Origin of the sequence: Chitinivorax sp. PXF-14, from assembly GCF_040812015.1 — a bacterium.
GTDB lineage: Bacteria > Pseudomonadota > Gammaproteobacteria > Burkholderiales > SCOH01 > JBFNXJ01.
Genome location: NZ_JBFNXJ010000012.1, coordinates 84,387 through 105,097 on the forward strand (window position 1 = coordinate 84,387; position 20,711 = coordinate 105,097).

The 20,711-nt window shown below is 65.8% G+C and carries 17 protein-coding genes; 6 read left to right on the forward strand and 11 right to left on the reverse strand.

Annotated features, from left to right (window positions below; translation table 11 throughout):
• Positions 1 to 51 precede the first annotated feature (51 nt).
• Both ABWL39_RS14815 and ABWL39_RS14820 read right to left on the reverse strand, forming a co-directional pair.
• Positions 52 to 1,686: a methyl-accepting chemotaxis protein gene (locus tag ABWL39_RS14815; RefSeq protein ID WP_367792750.1), complete on the reverse strand. Its 1,635-nt coding sequence runs from the start codon at positions 1,684 to 1,686 to the stop codon at positions 52 to 54.
• Between the two features lie 294 nt (positions 1,687 to 1,980).
• The gene (locus ABWL39_RS14820; protein WP_367792753.1) at positions 1,981 to 3,387 is read right to left on the reverse strand and encodes a C13 family peptidase; all 1,407 of its coding nucleotides are present in this window, start codon (positions 3,385 to 3,387) and stop codon (positions 1,981 to 1,983) included.
• A gap of 164 nt (positions 3,388 to 3,551) precedes the next feature.
• On the opposite strand from ABWL39_RS14820, the gene ABWL39_RS14825 reads away from it, so the two are divergent.
• The 4 genes from ABWL39_RS14825 to ABWL39_RS14840 all read left to right on the forward strand — a co-directional run bounded on the left by ABWL39_RS14825 (position 3,552) and on the right by ABWL39_RS14840 (position 6,784).
• A complete protein-coding gene (locus ABWL39_RS14825) occupies positions 3,552 to 4,958 on the forward strand; it encodes a sigma-54 interaction domain-containing protein (RefSeq protein ID WP_367792756.1) in 1,407 nt (468 codons plus the stop codon).
• 103 nt (positions 4,959 to 5,061) lie between these two features.
• Complete coding sequence (locus ABWL39_RS14830; RefSeq protein ID WP_367792759.1) at positions 5,062 to 5,205, forward strand: hypothetical protein; 144 nt, start codon at positions 5,062 to 5,064, stop codon at positions 5,203 to 5,205.
• 106 nt (positions 5,206 to 5,311) lie between these two features.
• Positions 5,312 to 6,079: an SDR family oxidoreductase gene (locus tag ABWL39_RS14835; protein ID WP_367792761.1), complete on the forward strand. Its 768-nt coding sequence runs from the start codon at positions 5,312 to 5,314 to the stop codon at positions 6,077 to 6,079.
• A 138-nt stretch (positions 6,080 to 6,217) separates the two neighbouring features.
• Positions 6,218 to 6,784, forward strand: coding sequence for a cytochrome b/b6 domain-containing protein (locus ABWL39_RS14840; RefSeq protein ID WP_367792764.1), 567 nt, complete (start codon positions 6,218 to 6,220; stop codon positions 6,782 to 6,784).
• A gap of 13 nt (positions 6,785 to 6,797) precedes the next feature.
• Here the strand turns inward: ABWL39_RS14840 and ABWL39_RS14845 are convergent, their stop codons facing one another.
• On the reverse strand, positions 6,798 to 7,598 hold the full coding sequence (locus ABWL39_RS14845; protein WP_367792767.1) for a sulfite exporter TauE/SafE family protein: 801 nt from the start codon (positions 7,596 to 7,598) through the stop codon (positions 6,798 to 6,800).
• A gap of 216 nt (positions 7,599 to 7,814) precedes the next feature.
• Here ABWL39_RS14845 and ABWL39_RS14850 point away from each other — a divergent pair, with 216 nt between their 5' ends.
• The gene (locus tag ABWL39_RS14850; RefSeq protein ID WP_367792769.1) at positions 7,815 to 8,402 is read left to right on the forward strand and encodes an OmpW family protein; all 588 of its coding nucleotides are present in this window, start codon (positions 7,815 to 7,817) and stop codon (positions 8,400 to 8,402) included.
• A 246-nt stretch (positions 8,403 to 8,648) separates the two neighbouring features.
• Here the strand turns inward: ABWL39_RS14850 and fabG are convergent, their stop codons facing one another.
• The 8 genes from fabG to ABWL39_RS14890 form a co-directional block, all read right to left on the reverse strand.
• A complete protein-coding gene (fabG, locus tag ABWL39_RS14855; protein ID WP_367792771.1) occupies positions 8,649 to 9,389 on the reverse strand; it encodes a 3-oxoacyl-ACP reductase FabG in 741 nt (246 codons plus the stop codon).
• 193 nt (positions 9,390 to 9,582) lie between these two features.
• The gene (locus ABWL39_RS14860; RefSeq protein ID WP_367792774.1) at positions 9,583 to 12,255 is read right to left on the reverse strand and encodes a 3-hydroxybutyrate oligomer hydrolase family protein; all 2,673 of its coding nucleotides are present in this window, start codon (positions 12,253 to 12,255) and stop codon (positions 9,583 to 9,585) included.
• Between the two features lie 80 nt (positions 12,256 to 12,335).
• Complete coding sequence (locus ABWL39_RS14865) at positions 12,336 to 13,316, reverse strand: branched-chain amino acid ABC transporter permease (RefSeq protein WP_367792777.1); 981 nt, start codon at positions 13,314 to 13,316, stop codon at positions 12,336 to 12,338.
• A gap of 1 nt (position 13,317) precedes the next feature.
• Entirely contained in the window at positions 13,318 to 14,220 is a 903-nt protein-coding gene (locus tag ABWL39_RS14870) for a branched-chain amino acid ABC transporter permease (protein ID WP_367792780.1), read from the reverse strand.
• Between the two features lie 169 nt (positions 14,221 to 14,389).
• The gene (locus tag ABWL39_RS14875) at positions 14,390 to 15,601 is read right to left on the reverse strand and encodes an ABC transporter substrate-binding protein (RefSeq protein WP_367792783.1); all 1,212 of its coding nucleotides are present in this window, start codon (positions 15,599 to 15,601) and stop codon (positions 14,390 to 14,392) included.
• 266 nt (positions 15,602 to 15,867) lie between these two features.
• A complete protein-coding gene (locus ABWL39_RS14880) occupies positions 15,868 to 16,587 on the reverse strand; it encodes an ABC transporter ATP-binding protein (RefSeq protein ID WP_367792932.1) in 720 nt (239 codons plus the stop codon).
• A 38-nt stretch (positions 16,588 to 16,625) separates the two neighbouring features.
• A complete protein-coding gene (locus ABWL39_RS14885) occupies positions 16,626 to 17,399 on the reverse strand; it encodes an ABC transporter ATP-binding protein (protein WP_367792786.1) in 774 nt (257 codons plus the stop codon).
• A gap of 97 nt (positions 17,400 to 17,496) precedes the next feature.
• Positions 17,497 to 19,149 carry an acyl-CoA synthetase gene (locus ABWL39_RS14890; protein WP_367792789.1) on the reverse strand — a complete coding sequence of 551 codons (1,653 nt, stop codon included), beginning with the start codon at positions 19,147 to 19,149 and terminating at the stop codon, positions 17,497 to 17,499.
• A 443-nt stretch (positions 19,150 to 19,592) separates the two neighbouring features.
• Between ABWL39_RS14890 and ABWL39_RS14895 the strand changes: the two genes are divergently transcribed.
• A complete protein-coding gene (locus ABWL39_RS14895) occupies positions 19,593 to 20,699 on the forward strand; it encodes an S-(hydroxymethyl)glutathione dehydrogenase/class III alcohol dehydrogenase (RefSeq protein ID WP_367792792.1) in 1,107 nt (368 codons plus the stop codon).
• The last annotated feature ends 12 nt before the right edge of the window (positions 20,700 to 20,711 follow it).

Below are 20,711 nucleotides of genomic sequence, written 5' to 3' on the forward strand. Positions count from 1 at the left end.
CCCGGCCCCGTCTACCTGCCAGGCTGTCGCCAGTACATCAGCGCCCCAGGCCTAGTGGCGGAAGCGCCCCACCAGCTGCTGCAAGGCGCCCGACAGGGTGTGAAGCTGAGTGGCCGACCCAGCGGTGCGCTTGACCGACGCGCTGGTCTGCTCGACCATCTGCGCGATCTGCTCGACCGTCTGCGCGATCGAATTGCTAGCGAGGCTCTGTTCCTTGGTCGATATCGCCACATCGCGAATCCGTTCGAGCGTGGTGGCGGCCCCCTGGCGGATTTCCGCCAAGGCCTGGGCCGACTCGACCGCCAGATCGGCGCCGCGCTGCACCTGTGGCAGCGCCGCATCCATGACCTGGGCCGCGCCGGCGGTCTCGGCCTTGATTGCGTCGAGCTTCACGCTGATCTCGGCGGTCGCCTGCGAGGTGCGCTCGGCCAGGCCGCGCACCTCGTCGGCCACCACCGCAAAACCGCGCCCCTGCTCACCGGCCCGTGCTGCCTCGATGGCGGCGTTGAGCGCCAGCAGATTGGTTTGCGAGGCGATGTCCTTGATCACATTGGCGATGGCGCCAATGTTGGCGGCCTGCGCTTCGAGCTGGCGGATGCGCGCCGAGGCATCCTTCACCACATCGGATACCGACTGCATCTCGGCGGTGACCTGCTGCACACGCTCGGTGCCGAGCTCGGCACGTTTGACCGATTCGGTCGAAATCGAGGCCGATTCCTGCGCATTGTCGGCAATGTGGTTGATGCTGACGGTCAGCTCCTCGATGGCGGCCGCCATGCCCGAAGCCGAGTCCGTTTGCACCTGCGCCGCGTCGGCCACCTGGTCGGCATTGCGTTTGATGTCGCCGGCGGTCTGGTCGAGCTGTATCGCGCCGCGGTCGATCTCGGCCACCATCGCGCGCAGCGACTGCGCCATGTTGTCGAACGACGCCAGCATGCTGCCCGCCGGGGCATTCTCGACACGCACCGTCAGGTCGCCGTCGGCCGCCCGCGCCATCAGTGCGATCGCCTCGAACGGCTCGCCGCCCACCTGACGCAGCACCTTGGTCACGATGACCATGCCGATGCCGCCGACGAAGGCAACGATCACCACCAGCACGCCGGCCAGCACCATCAGCTCCTGGCGGAAGGCGGTATCGACATCGTCCACATACAGCCCCGAGCCTATCATCCAGTTCCAGCCGTCTATCTTCACCACGTACTGGATCTTGGGTACCGGCACGGTGCCGCCGGGGCGCGGGAAGCTCGTGTCGACGAAGGCCCGGCCGCTCGTCTCGATGGCAGCCAGCATGTCGCGCACCAGGAGGCGCCCCTGGCCATCCTTGAGTTTGTCGCGCATGTCCTGGCCTTCGAACTCCGGCTTGATCGGGTGCATGACGGCCTTGCCGTCCAGCGACCAGACGTAGAGGTAATCCTTGCCTTCGGCGCCATAGCGCACCGAGCGCAGTGTCTCGATGGCGCGTTTGCGTGCTTCGTCGCCCGATAGCGTGCCGGCCTTCTCCTGCGCCTGGTAGCCCTGCACGATCGTCTCGGCGCTGTGCACCACCATCCTCAATGCGTCCTTGCGGCCGTCGAGCAGCAGATTGCGGCTCTTGTAGGCACTCTCGACGCCGAGCATCGCCAGTGCCAGCAGCGCCACACAGACCAGAACGAGAATGCGGAAACGGATGGAATCAGTACGTAGCATATTGTTCTCCTATAGTCGCCACATCGATTGCGCAGGACCGTGCTTAACCATAGGTACGATGGCGCCCCGGCGCAACCGCGGTAGCGGCTATAACAAGAGGCACATGGCAGGCGAGGCACCGCCGCGGCAGGCGCTGGATAAAGATCAGCCTGACGCCGAAACCAGAATGCCTTGCATCAGGAGAAGCAAATATATGAAAACAGGAGCAAAGCCGTGCCCGCCACGCTGGTGCCGGACAAACGGCGGAATGGCAGGCCGCCATGGCGGCCAGCGGCCGCAGGATGGCCCAGTGGGTTAGCGCCCGGCCGCCGTGAGCTGCACCACGGCGGGATGCGCCAGCCTTGCCCGCATCGCTTGGCCGACGAACAGCTGCGGGTTGGATGGCTCGTAGCCTTCCTTCAGCTCACGCTGCCGGATGGCGCTACGGGCCTGCTCGAACGCAGCCAGCCAATCGTCGGTATGGCGCAGCGCCTGATTGAACATCGCCTCGCCGAAATAGGTGAAATCCTCCCTGTCCTCGCAGCCGAAGGACGGGTGGGTGCTGTCGGCCGCCGTCACCAGCAGGCTGTCGTCGTTCGCCAGGGGGGCGATGAAGCCGCCCGAATAGCAGGCCGACACCGCGACGATGCGCCAACGGATGCCGGCACGGTCGAGCGCGGACTTGAGCCAGGCCGGCGTCACCGGCGGCAGGTCGAGCGGGTCGTAGCTCAGCACGAATTCATGCTCGGAGCTGCCGTGCGAGGTGAGGTAGAGCACCAGCGTATCCTCGCCCGGGTCCATGATCCGGCCGAGGCGCAGCAGCGCGCGCTCGATGCTGGTCCGTGTCGCCAGCGGCTGCCGCCCGGCCGTATCGTCGCTGTTGATCAGCAGCAGCGAGCGCCCGGCGGTGCCGAAACGCTCGTCGAACAGCTTCTGCACTTCGACCGCCTCGTGCTTGAACACGCGCTGCTCTGCGTCACCAGCCACGGCCAGCAGATAGGTATCGGCCACGCCGGGACGCTGCGGCTTCAGTGCGGCAAGCTGCCGGTCAAGCAAGGGGCCTTCGTCGTAGAGAAAATCCTCGCCCAGCAGCAAGGGTGCATTGGACGGCTCATTCGCCGCGTCGCCAACCGGCGCGGCGGCGGAGGTCGCCTCGGCGGTGCTGTGCCAGAGCGAGCGCTCCCACATTGCCGATGCAGCCAGCACCTGCAGCGGCAGCATTGCCACCAGCACCAGCAGTGTGCGCCGCAGCGAGATGGCCAGCGCCCGCTGCAGGCCCAGCAGCAAGACCAGCATCGCCCAGCCGGTGGCGGCGAGCGACGCCATGCCGGGCCGCGCCAGCGTATCGGCCATCAGGCCGTGCCGCGCCTGCCACCACTCGATGGGCAGCAACAACAGCGTGAGCCAGAAGAAGACGGCATAGGATGCCACCGGCCACCACAGCAACAGCCGCCGGCGCTTGAACAGCCGTGCCAGCAGCAGGCCGATCAGCAGATCGATCGCTGGGGAGACGAGATAGAAAGGCAGCGCCTGCCAGTCGAGGTGGCCGGCGCTGCCGTGCTCGACCATGTCGAAGCCGATATCGCCGACGAGCGACAGCAAGGTCAGCAGCACGAACTGCTCGGGCGTGCAGAGGAAATCGCGCACGTCGACGCGGCGCAACGCCAGCATGCGCAGGGCGGCAGCGAGATTGCGGACGAGGCCGCGCAGTAAGGTCGACATGACAGGGCCGAAAGTGCGGGAAAACGACGTGCATTATAGCGCCGGGCGACAGACACGCGCGGCCTGCACCCCCATTGGCCATGCCATGGCGCAAGAGTGGCAGGCACCACCGGCCTGCTTGTGTCCGGATTGCCAGACACCCGCCGACGCAATAAGCTAGCACCATGCCCATCGACCTGAGCCTGACGCCGCATGACGAGCCCGCGCGGCTGCAACCGACGCTGCGCGACATCTTCTACGACCTGTTCGAGCGCCAGTTCGAAGGGGCGATCATGATCAACGCCGATGGCCGCGTGGTCTGGATCAACGACCGCTACGCGCGCCTGCTCGGCCTGCACAGCCCGCTCGACGCCATCGGCCTGCCGGTCGAGGCGCTGATCCCGCATTCGCGGCTACGCGAAGTGCTGCAAACCGGCGAATCGATCCTGCTCGATTTCATGACTTACCGGCATCAGGTCTTCGTCGTCACCCGTTTTCCGATCAAGGACCAGGACGACCGCATCATCGGCGCCGTCGGCATCCTGCTGTACGAGCGCTGGGAGCCGCTCAAGCCGCTGATGGCCAAGTTCAAGCTGCTACAGGCCGAGCTCGAGCAGGCACGGCGCCAGCTCGGCCAGAGCCGCAAGACGCGCTACAGCTTCGACGACATCGTAGGCGGCAGCCCGGCCTGCGAAGACATGAAACGGATCGCGCAGCGCGCCGCCGCACTCGACACCACGGTGCTGCTGCTGGGCGAGACGGGCACCGGCAAGGAGCTGCTGGCCCAGGCCATCCACGCGGCCAGCCCGCGCGCCGACCTGCCTTTCGTCGGCCTCAATATCGCCGCCATCCCCGAGACGCTGCTCGAGGTCGAGCTGTTCGGTGCGGCTGGCGGCGCCTACACCGGCGCCGAGCGCAAGGGGCGCGACGGCAAATTCAAGATTGCCGACGGCGGCACGCTGTTCCTCGACGAGATCGGCGACCTGTCGCCCGGCCTGCAGGCCAAGCTGCTGCGCGTGCTGCAGGAGCAGGAGATCGAGCCGCTCGGCAGCAACCAGCTGGTACGTATCGACGTGCGCGTGATCGCCGCCACCAGCCACGATCTCGACTGCCTGGTGGCCGAGGGCAAGTTCCGCGCCGACCTCTATTACCGCCTCAATGTGCTGCCGATCCGCCTGCCGCCGCTGCGCGAGCGCATCGGCGACCTGCCGTCGTTGTGCAGCACCATCCTCGGCCAGATCGCCGAGCGCACCGGCCTGCCGCGCCGTGGTGTCGCCGATGCGGCGCTGGCCCGGCTCGCGCGCCAGGTCTGGCCCGGCAACGTGCGGCAGTTGCGCAATGTGCTCGAACAGGCGAGCCTGCTGTCCGACAGCCTGGTGATCGACGCGCCCGACCTCGATCGCCTGCTGCCCGATACCGCCATCGGCAGCACCCCGGTCAAGCCGCTGGCCGAGGTCGTGGCCGAGGCGGAGCGCCAGGCCATCCGCAACGCGCTGGCGGCCGTCGGCGGCAACAAGACCGAAGCCGCCAAGCTGCTCGGCATCTCGCGCGCCACGTTCTACGAGAAATGGGCGGCGCTGGGGCTGGGCTGATGCCCTGCCCGCCACGCCACGCAACGAGCAGAAAATCCGCGTCCTGTCGCCCGACTATGCGGCCAGACTGCTGCTGCACACCGTCGAACTGCATGATCGCGAGATGCGGCGCGCCCAGTCGTGGCACGTCTACCTTCCGCTTGCCGTCGCCATCACGGCGGGCCTGTTTACCGTATTCGGCGTGGTACTCAAGAGCTGGCTCGATGCAGAGGCAAAGCACCCGCCCCAGCTGACGGCACCTAAATAGCCCTTGTCCGTTTTTATCGATCAGACAGCCGCAAACATCATTCCACGGCCCCCGCCGCGCCCCTATGCTTGGCGCTCCATCATCCCGACCATGACAAGCGACCACCTTGAAGACGCCAAGCTCCTCCGTATTCATCACCGGTGCCGCCTCGGGCATCGGCCGCGCCACTGCCGTAGCCTTCACCCAAGCGGGCTGGCGCGTTGGCCTCGCCGATCTCGATCTGGCGCCACTCGCAGCCTTAGCGGCAGAGCTCGGCCCGCAGACGAGCGCGTATCGGGTCGATGTGACCGAGCCCGCGCAGGTGCAGACGGCGCTTGCCGCATTCTGCCCGGCAGGCACGCTCGACGTGCTCGTCAACAATGCCGGCCTGCTCAGCGTGGGGCGCTTCGAGAGCATCGCGCTGGCGCGCCACAAGCAGCTGGTCGATGTGAACGTGACCGGCGTCATCAACTGCGCCCACGCGGCCCACGCTTATCTGAAGGCCGCACGGGGCTTGCTGATCAATCTGAGCTCGGCCTCGGCGATCTTCGGCACACCCGATTTCGCCAGCTATTCGGCCACCAAGTTTGCCGTGCGCGGGCTCACCGAGGCGTTGGCGGCCGAGTGGGGGCGCGACGGCATCGCCGTGTGCGACATCATGCCGCCGTTTGTGCGCACCGCGATGATCGACGGCCAGACCAGCGAATCACGCTTTTTCTCGCGCCTGGGCGTCAACCTGACGCCGGACCAGGTCGCCCACGAGATCGTCGGCCTGGCGCGCCGGCGCAGCCTGCACAACCCGGTCTCGCTACCGATCCGGCTGATGTACGGGCTGGCCAAGCTCACGCCGGATGGTATGACGGCGCGCGTGATGCGGCTGCTGTCGGGGCACTAAGGCCGCGCAGCCCCCTCCCCGGCGCACTGGCCCCGTGTTGCGGGGCTCGCAATGCGATGTGCCCTCTGCCGGCGCTAAGCCCGCCATAAGCTCGGCGCCGTAAGCTGCTCCTGTCATCTGTTGCCCGGGAGCACGATCATGTCACTGTTCAACCGTTTCCGTTTGCTGCACTGGCTGCTCGCGGGCAGCTTCCTGCTGGCCTATGTCACGGCGGAGGAAGAGGGCCTGCTGCACGCCTGGCTCGGCTATGCCGTTATCGCCGTGGTGGCGCTGCGGGTGGTGCTGTGGATCGTCCGCCTGCGCGGCCTGCCGCCGCTGCTGCCGTCGACGACCATGCTGCGGCAGCCCGGCGTCGGCCTGCTTGGCCGCCTGCTGACGCTGGCGCTGCTGGCCGGCATCGTGGGCTCGTCGGTCACCGGCATGATGATGGTCGACAATGCGCGCCTGCTGACGCTCGCCGCGGCACAGGCCGTGCCGGCCGCGCATGCCGATGACGACGGGCACGAATCGGATGAGGCTGGCCTGCTGCCCGGCGGGGAGCGGAACGAATGGCTGGAGGAAACCCATGAAGCCATCGCCAATGGCACGTTGCTGCTGGCCGGTCTGCACGTGGCCTTCCTGCTCGCCTTCCGCCGTCAGATGATACTCGGGATGCTCGGCATCGGCGGCAGCCAGCCCCCTGCCGTGACTCGTCCACAGGGCTGAGTCAGCCCGCTGCTTAGCGGAGCAGCAGCGTCGTGCCGGTGAGCAGCATCAGGCCGCAAAACATCAGGCGCAGCTGCCGTTCTGGCAACCGATGGGCGAGCCTGACGCCGGCCGGCACGGTGAACAGGCCGCCCAGCGACAAGGGCAGGCCGAGCCACCAGTCGACGCGCTGATGCAAGGCGTAGGTCGCCAGGCCGATCACCGCGCCCGGCACCACCGAGCACAAGGCCAGCCCCTGCGCCTGGGTCTGGCTCTTGCCGAACCAGCGCGTGAGGATGGGCGGCGCGACCACGCCACCGCCCACGCCGAACAAGCCGGACAGCACGCCCCCCAGCGCCCCCACGAGCCCCAGCCAACACCGCGACACGGCAGGCCCAGGCTGCGGCGCCCCCGACCGGCTCGCTCCTGGCTGGATAGCCTCCGGCAGGATAGCCCCGGGTTTGGGCGCCCCCGGTCGCAGCAGCTGCCAGGCGAGATAGCCGGCGAGCACCATCAGGAACAATGCAAACGCCTTGGCAAGCGCCGCCGCCGAGATCCACAGCGCGAGCAGCGAAGCCGACCAGGCAAAACCCATCGAGCTCGCCCCCATCAACAGTGCCTCGCGCGGCTCGATGCGGTGGTAAGCCGCGTAACGGCGGATCGCCACCAGCACATTGGACAGGATCATCAGCATCGCCGTGCCCTGCGCCAACTGCTGGTCGAGGCCGAAACCGATGGCCAGCACCGGGATCGCGATCAGGCCACCGCCGATGCCAAACAAGCCACCAACGAAACCGAGCCCCATCCCCAGCGCCAAATCCAGCCACCATTGCATGCCCATCTCCTTGCCTGAGCGACGATTGTGCGTGGCGACGGAGGGTGGGTCGATTGTGGCTTTCCGGGGATCGAAAATTTGATTCAGCGCAACATTTGCGCTGCGGCGCACCATCGGATTTGACGTGAGTCAAAGTTGTGGGCGGCGGGCGGGAATATCCTGACTACGTTCATGGTTATTCATGACAACGATCAAATAACGCTCTGGGAGAGAAATATGAAGACCTTCGCCATGGCCATGCTGGGCGCCGCCCTCGTTCTGCCGACTGTTGCACACGCCGACCAAGGCGACATCCTAGTACGTGGCCGCATCGCCTACGTGAAGCCGGATGTGAAGTCCAAGCTGTCCAATCTCGACGTCAAGGACGACACGATTCCCGAACTCGATTTCTCCTACTTCGTGCACAAAAATGCTGCGGTCGAACTGATCCTCGGCACATCGCGCCACGAAGTCACGCTCGGCGGCGCATCGCTCGGCAAGGTCAGCGTGCTGCCACCGACCCTGACCGTGCAATACCACCCGACGCCTGAGGCAACGGTTCGCCCCTACTTCGGTGCCGGCCTCAACTACACCCGCTTCTACCGCATCGGCCTCGCCAACGGCGCGCTCACGATCGACAAGAATAGCTTCGGCCCCGCGCTGCAAGCCGGCCTCGACATCTCGATCGACAAGCGCAGCTTCGTCAACTTCGACGCCAAGAAGATCTGGATGAAGACCGACGTCAAGGACAGCGCCGGCTCGACCGTCACCGAACTGAAGCTCGATCCCTACGTGCTCAGCGTAGGCTATGGCTGGCGCTTCTAAGGCGCACTGCACCATTTCCCGCGTAGCAGGGCCCGTGCCAGATAAGTACTCGATGGCTTGGCGCCCCGCAAGCGGGGTGGAGCGGTAGGTACGCCTGCCCCCAGCCCCTGTGGGGCTGAGGGCAGATAAGTACTCGATGGCTTGGCGCCCCGCAAGCGGGGTGCCAAGCTCATCGGTACTAAAAAAGACGCGGCCCCAAATGGCGGGAGGCCGCGTGTCCAAGGAGAGTATTCTGCGCGCGCCGTGTTACAGCATCACGCCTCCTGTCGCTTCGATGGCGGCGCCGTTGATGTAGCTGGCCTCGTCCGAGGCGAGGAATGCGTAGACGTTCGCCATTTCCTCCGGCGTGCCCAGGCGGCGCAGCGGCACTTTCTCTTCCATCTGCTGGATCACCTTTTCGGGCATGCTGTCGAGTATCGTCGTGGCGATGAAGCCCGGACACACCGCGTTGACGCGGATGCCCTTGGGACCGAGCTCCTTGGCCCAGGTCTTGGTGAAGCCGATGACGCCGAACTTGGCAGCGGCGTAGTTGGTCTGCCCGAAGTTGCCGTAGAGGCCAACCACTGAGCTGGCATTGAGGATGCTGCCGCTGCCCTGCCCGACCATGATGTCGACCACGGCCTTGGTGCAGCGATAGACGCCCTTCAGGTTGATGTCGATGACGCGGTCGAACTGCTCGTCGGTCATCTTCTGTAGCCTGGCGTCGGCGACGATGCCGGCGTTGTTCACCAGCACATCCACACGGCCCCAGCGCGCGAGCGTCCGCTGCACCATGTCGTCGATCTGCACCTGGCTGGTGACGTTGACCACACAGGCAATGGCGTCGCCGCCGAGCTCACGGATATCGGCCAGCACGTCGTTGAGCGCGGACTGGTTGAGGTCGGCGAGCGTGACGCGTGCGCCTTCCCGCACGAACTTCAGTGCAGTGGCACGGCCGATGCCGTTGGCCGCGCCAGTGATGATGGAAACCTTGTCTTTGAGTCGCATATGGAACCTATGTCGGCTGGTGTTCGCCCGGCAGTGGCGCCAGATCGGGCGCAGGCCGAACGCGGAAGGTCGAAAAAGTACCGGCGGGGACGGGCGCTCCCGCCGGTCTAACTCGACATGGAAACAACGCTTTCGTACAGCGTTCGCGGGTGGTCCCGCTTTTCTTGCCTTTCGTGGACAGAATCTCGATCCCTTACTGGGGTATCAGCAACGTGTTGGCGCTGAAGCCGATGGCATCGGCTGCCGCCGGCGTGCTCACGATCGGAGGCAGGTTAGCCGTCGTCAGCTGATCGGCCTGCGCGGCACGTGGCGTAGCGCGCACCACCTGGCTCGCGGGCAGCGCCGTGCCGTTCTTCAAATAGGCGTACATGGCATCGAGCGCCTGGTTGAAGTAGTAGTGCACCGGCACGAAGCGGGTGCCGAAGCCGCTCGCCACGCCGGCAATGTCGCCGCTGGCAAGGAATGCGTCGAAATGCTGGCCATGGGTGACCTCGATGTAGCTGAGCTTGCTGCTGGCGCCGTCCACCGCCTTGTGGGCGGCGACGTAGGCACGCGAGGCATGGTTGGGCGGCAGCAGCGCATCCGAGCGGCCGGTGACGATGAGCACGGGCTTACCGTGCAGCTTGCCGCTACGCAGCGTCTGCCGCACACCATCGCGCACATGCTCGTACAGCGCGTTGTCCTGGCCGGTCAGCCTGGCACCGCTGACCGGGTCGATGCCGGTGGCGAGCCGGCGCAGGCACAACGCGCCGTCAAGGTTGTAGTCCTGCTTGCCGGCCGCGTTGAAGGCCAGGTCCTCGCGGATCGCACCGCCCAGGCTCGCGTTGTAGATCAGGCTCAGACCGTCGGACGGCGGCACGCCATTGAGCGTGGCATAGGCGCGCACCAGCGCGGTCTGGTTGACTGCCGTCGGCTTGAAGGTGGCATCGACATAGGCAAAGCTGAAGCCGCACAGATTGTCGGCGACGCTGGCCCTGGCATAGGCGTTGGCATAGGTGACGGCGATGGCCTGCGTGGCGTTGAAGGCGTACTGGAACGGCTGGGCGACGTCGCTCTCGGGCGTCCAGCCGTAGGCGTGCAGCTTGTCAAGCGCATCCTGCGCCTGGTCGACCAGTGTCGTGCCCTTCACCAGCCCCTTGGCGGCCAGCTGGCTGCAGCGCTCGGCGGCGCGCGCGACGTTGACGGTGTTGTAGGGCGCGTTGAGGCCGGCGATCGAGCTCGCCTGCGCGGCGCACGGCTGGTACAGGTTGGCGTAGCTGATGTAATCCATCAGCGGCTTGCCGATCAGCGGCGCCACCGTGCTGCCCTGCTTGATGCTCAGGCCGTCGACCTTGTCGGGCTGCACATTGGGCTCGCTCACCGCCACGCCATTGATGAGGCCGCCGCCATCCTGCTCGGCGGCGGCAATCGCGGCGCCGCCGCCATTCGATACGCTGGAGGCAATGACGAGCGTGCTCTTGGGCTTCACGCCATCGCGGTAGTGCAGGCCGTTGCCGGCATCGGAGCCGAACTGCTCGTTCAGCACGTAGTAGGCGAAACGCACCGCATCGAGCGTGTTACGGCCCCAATCGCGCTCGGGGTTCTGCTGCGAGTGGGCGTGCTTGACCGCCAGCCGGTTGGGATAGGCATCGTTGAAATCGGTACGTGCCTTGGCCGACAGGCGCGCGGTGAAGTGCGACAACTTGCCAGCGGCATCGGCCGTGGTGCGCGTGCCGTCCTGCAGCATCACGGTGTCGGCGGTCAGATCGTAGACGCCGGCGCCCGTGCCCTTGTCGCTGTAGGCGACGGCGCAGCCATGCTTGAGTCCCCACTCGCCGGCCGTGCCGATCGCACCATAAATGCCGCGCGAGCCGCTCGAGGTGGCGGTGACCACACATGGCGCCTGGGGATCGAAGCTGGCCGGCACCTGCACCATCAGCACGACATTCTCGTTACCCGAGCGGTCGCCGGCATAGGCCGTGTACTCGGTGCCGGCGATCTTGCCTTCGGTCTGGGTATCGACGCCGTTCCTGTCGATATTGGGGCCCCACAGCCGGCCATAGCCACCGGCGGCGGAGATGTCGACGAGCGCACGATACTGGTTCCAGATCGCGTTGCGGCGCAGCTCGGCGGCTGTCGGCTGGGCTGCGTTGGCGTAGAGCGGCTGCGCGCCGGCCAGGCCGCTCTTGCCGAGGCCAGCAGTGAGCAGGTCGTCGCTCGCGCCGTCGTAGCTGTGCTTGACCACGTCGCCGTTGATGAAGGCCGGCTTGCGGTTGATCAGCTTGAGGTTGAGCGCGCCACTGTTGCCGACGGTGGCCTCCTTGAGCAGACCGAGCGTGTCGAGCGTGCGGTCGAGGTCGTCGCCGATCTGCATCGCGCCATGGCGGAAATCGCCGGCGAAATCCTTGGGCAGCGCGCCGCCATCGATCAGCGCCTGGCGCACCTCGCTGTCAGCGGCCGTGAGCTTGTCCTGCGCCAGCGCCTTCTGTGCCGCCTGCTGGTAGGCCGCGGCCGTATTGGCGCCGAGCACACGCTGGACGACCAGCTCGGTGACCGGGTTGACGTTGACCGGCCCCTTGAGGTCGCCGACATTGGCCAGCGAATGCAGCAGCACGCCGTCTGCCGTGGCCACCTCGATGATCAGCGGCGCGTGCAGGCCGTCGAGATTGATGCTGAAGCTGCCATCGGCGCCCGTCGTGGCGGTGTGCTCGGTGCCGTTGGCATCCTTGAGCTTGATCGTGGCCCCGGCGATGGCGGCGCCGGTCGCCGCCGTCCCGCCGAGCGTGCCGCTCAGCGCATCGCCCTCACCGCCCCCGCCACCACAGGCGGCCAGCGCCAGCGACACCAGCGCGGCGGCCAGTTTGAGCTTGAATCCAGCTTGGTTCATGTCTCTTCCTCGTGTTGTTGTCGAAGCTTGTGCAAACAGGCAGTGGGCCCGGCCGGCGATGCCGGGACCGCGATCCAGGGTCAGAACGAGCGCTTGAACAGCCGGCCGAGCTCGCCGACGATGCCGCGGCGGAACAGCAGCACGCTGGCGATGAAGATCAGGCCGATCACCACGTTGACCGACAGGAATATCTTGAGCAGCGGCGACAGATCGGCCGAGGTGGCGCCGAGCGCGGCCAGCTGGTTGTGCAGCCAGCGCACGATGGCCGCGCCGAGCACCGGGCCGGTGATGGTGCCCATGCCGCCCAGCAGCGTCATCAGCACCACTTCGCCGGACATCTGCCAGCTGACGTCGGTCAGCGAGGCGAGCTGCATCACGATGGCCTTGGTGGCGCCGGCCACGCCCGCAAGCCCGGCCGACATCACGAACAGCCCCAGCTTGTAGCGGTCGACCCGGTAGCCGAGGCTCAGCGCACGCGGCTCGTTCTCGCGCACCGCGGCCATCACCTGGCCATAGGGCGAGTTGACGGTGCGGTAGATCAGCCACAGACAGGCCGCGAACACGGCAAACACGAAGTAATAAAGATTGAGCGGCAGGCTCTGCCCGGCCACCTCGTAGGTGGTGGCGAGGTCGATCAGGCCGAACACCTTGCCCTGCGGGATGCCTTGCAGCCCATCCTCGCCGCCGGTAACGGGGGTCTTGAGCGCGACGAAGAACACGATCTGCGCCAGCGCCAGCGTCACCATGGCGAAGTAGATGCCCTGGCGGCGAATCGCCACCAGGCCGAACGCCAGCCCCAGCACCAATCCGGCCACACCACCGAGCAGGATGCTGAGCTCGGGCGTCAGCCCCCAGTCGCGCGCCGCCACGCCGCACAGGTAGGCGCCGCTGCCGAAGAACGCGGCATGCCCGAACGACAGCAGGCCGCCGTAGCCGAGCAGCAGGTTGAACGCCGCCGCAAACAGGGCGAAGCACAGCATCTCCATCGCGAACACGGGATAGATCACGAACGGCGCCAGCACGCCGAGCAGCGCCAGTACGATCCAGGTATTCCTGCTCATGTCAGGCCTCCTTGCCAAACAGGCCGGCCGGCTTCCACAGCAGCACCAGGGCCATGATGATGAAGATCACGGTATTCGACAGCGGCGGGTAGACCACCTTGGTCAGGCCCTCGATCAGGCCGAGCCCGAAGCCGGTGACAATGGAGCCGGCGATCGAGCCCATGCCGCCGATGACGACCACGGCGAACACCACGATGATGATGTCAGCCCCCATCTTCGGGCTGACCGAGTAGATCGGCGCCGCCACCACGCCGGCGAGCCCGGCGAGTGCGAGGCCGAAGAAATAGGTCAGCGTGATCAGCAGCGGCATATTGATGCCGAAGGCACGCACCAGCTCGGGCTTCTCGGTGCCGGCACGCAGCAGCGCGCCAAGCCGCGTGCGCTCGATCAGGTACCAGGTGCCGAAACAGACGACGAGCGACAGCGTGATCGAGAACAGGCGGAATTTGGGAAACATCATGAAGCCGAGATTGACCACGCCTTCGAGGCTCTCGGGCTTGGCGCTGTAGGGCTCGCCCGACACATTGAAGCCGAGCGCGATGAAGGTGCCTTCGAGCACCAGCGCGAGGCCAAAGGTCAGCAGCAGGCCATACAGCGGATCGACCTTGTACAGCCGCGACAGCATGGTCTTCTCGACGATCACGCCGACGGTGCCGACGACGACCGGGGCGAAAATCAACGCCTGCCAGAAGCTCATCTTGAGATCGGGGTTGCCGAGCCAGGGGCCGAGGTAGTCGGCGCCGAGCAGCGCGACGAAGGCGCCCAGCATGTAGAGCGCGCCGTGCGCGAAATTGACGATGTTGAGCATGCCGAAAATGACGGCCAGCCCCAGGCTCAACAGCGCATAGAAGGCACCGTTGTTGAGGCCGAGCATCAGTTGCGACAGCAGGGCTTGGGTGGACATGAAACCTACCTCCAGAATCCGGGTGTGATGCCCCGCGATCAGCCGTGGCCCTTAAGCGCTGGCTGGCAGCGCCGGGCAGGACGACCGGCCTGTGCGGGAACAGCGGCGACACCGCATCGGCCCGCCCGGCGCACTCGGCGGCGGCAGGCGGGCGATCGCGAAGTAACGCTCAGCTCTTCTTGATCAGCGGGCACTCGCTCTTCGACAAGGGCTGGTAGGCGTGCTCGCCCGGGATGGTCTCGAGCACCTTGAGCAGGTCCCAGTGGCTCTTCGACTCGGCCGGCTTCTTCACCTGCACCAGATACATGTCGTGCACCATGCGGCCGTCCTCGCGGATCTTGCCGTTCTTGGCGAAGAAATCGTTGATCGGCAGCGACTTCATCTTCTTGATCACCGCGTCGGAATCATCGGTGCCGGCGGCCTGCACGGCCTTGAGGTAGGTGGTCACCGACGAGTACACCCCCGCCTGCACCATGTTCGGCATCATGCCGGTCTTGGAGTAGAAGCGATTGGCGAAGCCGCGCGTATCGGCGTTCATGTCCCAGTAGTAGCCGGTGGTGTACATCATGCCCTGCGCAACCGGCAGCCCCAGGCTCTTGATGTCGCTGTCGAACACCAGCATGCCCGCCAGCGTGGCGCTGTTGGTCAGGCCGAACTCCTTGGCCTGCTTCACCGCGTTGGTGAAGTCGTTGCCGGCATTGGCCAGCCCGATCGCCTTGGCGCCCGAGCTCTGCGCCTGCAGCAGGTAGGACGAGAAGTCGGCGGTCGACAGCGGATGGCGCACGCTGCCGAGCACCTTGCCGCCCATCTCCTTCACCACATTGGTGGTATCGCGTTCGAGCGACTGGCCAAAGGCATAATCGGCGGTGATGAAGAACCAGTCCTTCAGCCCCTGCTTGACCAGCGCGCGGCCCGTGCCGTTCGCCATCGCGTAGGTATCGTAGGTGTAGTGCACACCGTAGGGCGTACATTCCTTGTTAGTCAGCGCGGTCGAGCCGGCGCCGCTGTTGATGGTGATGCGCTTCTTCTCGCCGGCGAGCTTCTGCACGCCGATGCCGACCGACGAGTTGACCAGGTCGGCGATCATGTCCACACCGTCCTTGTCGAACCATTCACGCGCCTTGGCCACGCCGATGTCGGCCTTGTTCTGGTGGTCGGCAAACACCACGCTGACCGGCTTGCCCAGTACCTTGCCGCCGAAATCGGCGACCGCCATCTCGGCCGCGGCGACCGAGCCCTTGCCGGCCACGCTCGAATACACGCCCGACATATCGGTCAATACGCCGATCACCACCTTGTCGCCCGATACCGGGCCGGCCAGCGCGGCACCGGAGGCAAAGGCCAGCGCAAGGGATGCGGTGAGAGAGGTCATGCGAGTCATGCTGTTGTCTCCTTGGAATGTTTTCTGTTCGAGTGTCACCGGCCGGTGGCCGTGCACCCCTGTTATGTGGCGCCACGCCTGCCCGCGCCATGCTGCTTGTTGCCCGGCCCCCTTCACCTGGGGCCAGCCCCGGATACCTGCCTGCCAACCCTCGCCTGCGGCGAGGCTCGGAACCACCTGTGCCTGCCGATGCACCTGAGTCCGCCCCTACGGGCCGGCCTCAGATAAGTGCCCTGCGGATTTGCCGTAGGCAAATCTCGCAGGCACTAAACGCCCAGGTATTTGTTTAGCTTGTCCGTGCTGGCGGCCAGTTCCTTCTTCTCGATCATCTCGGCCACGTGACCGTGCTCGATGATGTAGTGGCGGTCAGCCAGCGGCGCGGCGAAGCGGAAGTTCTGCTCCACCAGCACGATGGTGTAGCCCTTGTCCTTGAGCTTGCGGATAACCGTGCCCAGCGTCTTCACGATGACCGGGGCCAACCCCTCGGTGATCTCGTCGAGCAGCAGCAGGTTGGCGCCGGTGCGCAGGATGCGTGCCATCGCCAGCATCTGCTGCTCGCCGCCCGACAGCCGTGTGCCCTGGCTCCTGCGGCGCTCGTACAGATTGGGGAACATCTCGTAGATTTCATCGAGGCCCATGCCGTCCGAGCGCACCTTGGGTGGCAGCAGCAGGTTTTCCTCGACATTGAGGCTGGCGAAGATGCCACGCTCTTCGGGGCACCAGCCCACGCCGAGGTGGGCGATCTTGTGCGTCGGCATGTCGATCACTTCGCGGCCGTTGACCATGATCGAGCCGCTGCGCTTGCCGACGAGGCCGAGCACGGCCTTGAGCGTGGTGGTGCGGCCGGCGCCATTGCGCCCGAGCAGCGTGACCAGCTCGCCGCGCCGCACTTCGAGGTCGATGCCATGCAGGATGTGCGATTCGCCGTAGAAAGCATGCAGGCCGGCGATGCGCAGCATCTCGTCGCGGCGTTGGGCAATATCCATGATCGGGCCTTCCTTGCCGAAAAAATCTCGTGGGGCATTCATGCTTGAGCCTCCTCGGTTTCGTCGACCGATACGCCCATATAGGCTTCCATGACGCGCGGATCGCGCGACACGGTGGCGTAATCGCCCTCAGACAGGATCTGGCCGCGTGCCAGCACGGTCAGCCGGTCGGCCAGCGTCGACACCACCTTTAGGTTGTGCTCGACCATCAGGATAGTGCGCCCGGCAGACACCTGCTTGATCAGCCGCGTGATCTTGTCGACGTCTTCCACCCCCATGCCCTGCGTCGGCTCGTCGAGCAGCATCAGCTCGGGTTCGAGCGCGAGCGTGGTGGCGATTTCCAGCGCCCGCTTGCGGCCATAGGCCAGCTCCACTGTCACGGTATCAGCGAAGTCGCGCAGGCCGACGGCGTCCAGCAGCAGCATCGCGCGCTCGTTGAGCTGATCGAGCACCTTCTTCGACTGCCAGAAACGCGTGGAGAGGCCAGTCTTGCGCTGCAGCGCGATGCGCACGTTCTCGAGCACGCTCATGTGCGGGAACACGGCCGAGATCTGAAACGAGCGGATCACCCCGCGTTGCGCCGTGTCAGCCGGCTTCTCGTGGGTGATGTCGACGCCGTTGTAGACGATCGTGCCGCGGGTCGGAATCAGGAACTTGGTCAGCAGGTTGAAGACCGTGGTCTTGCCCGCGCCGTTGGGGCCGATCAGCGCGTGGATGTGGCCCCGCTGCACCTGCAGGCTCACCTCGCTGACCGCCGCGAAACCCTTGAACTCCTTGGTGAGCCCGCGGGTTTCCAGAATGATGTCGCTCATGTCGTCTCCTTCTTCGCGATGCCGCGCATCGCGTCCTCATGCGATCGCTGCCCCCGGGCCTTCGGCCTCTGTACGGGTCAGCACGGATGTGCGCCGGCTAGGCAGGCATCGCCCCTTTTGCCTGGTCGCGCAGCAGAAATTTCTGGATCTTGCCGGTGGAGGTCTTGGGCAGGGGGCCGAACACGATCTGCTTCGGTGCCTTGTAGCCAGCCAGGCGCGCCTTGCAGAAGGCGATCAGCTCCGCCTCGCTCGGGGCATCGGCGCCGTCCTTCAGTGTCACGAAGGCACACGGCACCTCGCCCCACTTGTCGTCGGGCTTGGCCACCACGGCGGCTTCGAGCACCGCCGGGTGCTGGTACAGGGTGGCCTCGACCTCGATCGACGGGATGTTCTCGCCACCCGAGATGATGATGTCCTTCGAGCGGTCTTTCAGTTCGATATAGCCGTCCGGGTGCAGGACGCCAAGATCGCCTGAGTGGAACCAGCCGCCGGCGAAGGCTTCGTGTGTGGCCTTGGCGTTCTTCAGGTAGCCCTTCATCACGATGTTGCCGCGAAACATCACCTCGCCCATGGTCTCGCCATCCGCCGCCACCTGCTCCATGGTGTCGGGGTTGCGCACGCTGACCGCTTCGAGCATGTGGTAGCGCACGCCCTGGCGCTTGAGGATACGCGCCTGCTCGTCCGCCGACAGCCCATCGAAAGCCGGCTTCCATTGGCACAGCGTGGCCGGGCCATAGGTCTCGGTCAGGCCGTACATGTGCTGCACCTTGAAGCCGAGCGCCTCGGCCGCGCGGATGATCGGCACCGGCACCGGGGCGGCGGCCGCATTGAAGCGCACAGTGCGCGGAAAGGCGCGCCGGTCTTCCTGCGGTGCATTGATGAACATATTGAGCACGACCGCCGCGCCACACATGGTGTTGACCTGGTGTTCGGCGATCAGCTGGTACATGGCGCGCGCCTCGACCCGGCGCAGACAGACCGAGGTGCCGCCCAGCGCGGCGAGCGTCCAGACGAAGCACCAGCCATTGCAGTGGAACATCGGCAGCGACCACAGCTTGACGGTATCGTGCGTCATCTGTGTTGCAAGGATGTTGGCCACCGCGTTGAGGTAGGCGCCACGGTGATGGTAGACCACGCCCTTGGGGTTGCCGGTGGTGCCCGAGGTGTAGTTGAGCGAGATCGCCTCCCACTCGTTGTCCGGGCGCAGCCAGTCGAAGTCCGCCTCACCCTCGGCGAGCAGTTGCTCGTAGCTGAACTGGCCGACCCGAGCGCCGGTATCGAACTCGCTGTCGACGACATCCACCAGCAGCGGCTTGCGGCTCGCCATGGCCACGGCCTCGCGCGCCAGCTCGGCAAACTCGCTGTCGACCAGCAGCATCGCGGCCTCGCCGTGGTCGATCTGGAACGCCAGCGTGCGCGCATCGAGCCGGTAGTTCATGGTATTGAGCACCGCGCCGCTCATCGGCACGCCGAAATGCACCTCGACCATCTCGGGGATGTTCGGGCACAGCACCGCCACCGTCTGCCCCACACCGATGCCGCGCTGCTGCAGGGCAGAACCGAGCCGGCGGCTGCGCTCATACACCTGCTGCCAGCTGTAGCGGCGGCTGCCGTGGATGACGGCGACCTTGTCGGGCCATATGCTGGCCGAACGCGCCAGAAACGTGATCGGTGAAAGTGGCACATAGTTGGCCGGATTGGGGTCCAGGCCAATGCGATACGGGTTGAGCTCGGTTGCCGAGTCTGTCATGGTCTCCATCCTCTGCGCCCTGTGGGCCGCGGGTTTTCCTCCATCTCAGCAACAGCCGTGCCATGGGCGTTCAGCTCATTGTTTTTACTTGATTTTTCGATAACCCATAGGGCTTGACGGCTGTTTTCACCGCGGGCAACTGCCTGCCGATCCAGACAGAATTAGAGCTGCCAACCTAATCATTAAGTAAAAACACGCCTCTCCGTGTCTGCTTCTCCAGACACGCATCGATGCTGGTTGTCCTTGGGCGTACCGCACGACGGCATAGCAACAAGCTGATTCGTAAAGGTATTTTTCTAAAGCACATGTAGCGTCAGCTTTTCCAGACAATCGCCACAAGCCGGCACCGGCAATGTGCATGGGCGGCCTGCTGCAAGGCATACCGGCCCACGCCCGACTATAGTGAGTCCGTCACCGTCACGACCCGCACCAAGGAGCAAGCCATGAAAACCCGTGCCGCCGTCGCCTGGGCAGCAGGCCAGCCGCTGACCATCGAGGAAGTCGATCTGGAAGGCCCGCGCGCAGGCGAGGTGCTGGTCGAGATCAAGGCCACCGGCATCTGCCACACCGACTACTACACCCTATCGGGGGCCGACCCGGAAGGCCTGTTCCCGGCCATTCTCGGCCACGAGGGCGCCGGTATCGTGCTCGACACCGGCCCGGGCGTCAGCAGCGTCAAGGCGGGCGACCACGTGATCCCGCTCTACACGCCCGAGTGCCGCCAGTGCAAGTTCTGCCTGTCGCGCAAGACCAATCTGTGCCAGGCGATCCGCGCCACCCAGGGCAAGGGGCTGATGCCGGACGGCAGTTCGCGCTTCTCGCTCGGCGGCAAGCCGCTGCTGCATTACATGGGCACCTCGACCTTCTCCAACTACATCGTGCTGCCCGAGATCGCGCTGGCGAAGATCCGCCCCGACGCGCCGTTCGACAAGGTCTGCTACATCGGCTGCGGCGTGACCACCGGCGTGGGTGCCGTGGTGTTCACCGCCAGGGTCGAAGCGGGCGCCAATGTGGTGGTGTTCGGGCTCGGCGGCATCGGCCTCAACGTGATCCAGGGCGCCAGGCTGGTGGGCGCCGACAAGATCATCGGCGTCGACCTCAACCCGCGCCGCGAGGCGCTCGCGCGCCAATTCGGCATGACGCATTTCATCAACCCGAACGAAGTCGACAACGTCGTCGACCACATCATCCAGCTCACCGACGGCGGCGCCGACTACAGCTTCGAGTGCATCGGCAACACCCAGGTCATGCGCCAGGCGCTCGAGTGCTGCCACAAGGGCTGGGGGCAATCGATCATCATCGGCGTGGCCGAGGCCGGCGCCGAGATCAGCACGCGGCCGTTCCAGCTCGTCACCGGCCGCGTCTGGAAAGGCTCGGCCTTCGGCGGCGCACGCGGCCGCACCGACGTGCCGAAGATCGTCGACTGGTATATGGACCACAAGATCAACATCGACGACCTGATCACCCACACGCTGCCGCTCGAACGCATCAACGAAGGCTTCGAGCTGATGAAACGCGGCGAGTCGATCCGCTCGGTCGTGCTCTACTGAGCGGACGGATCG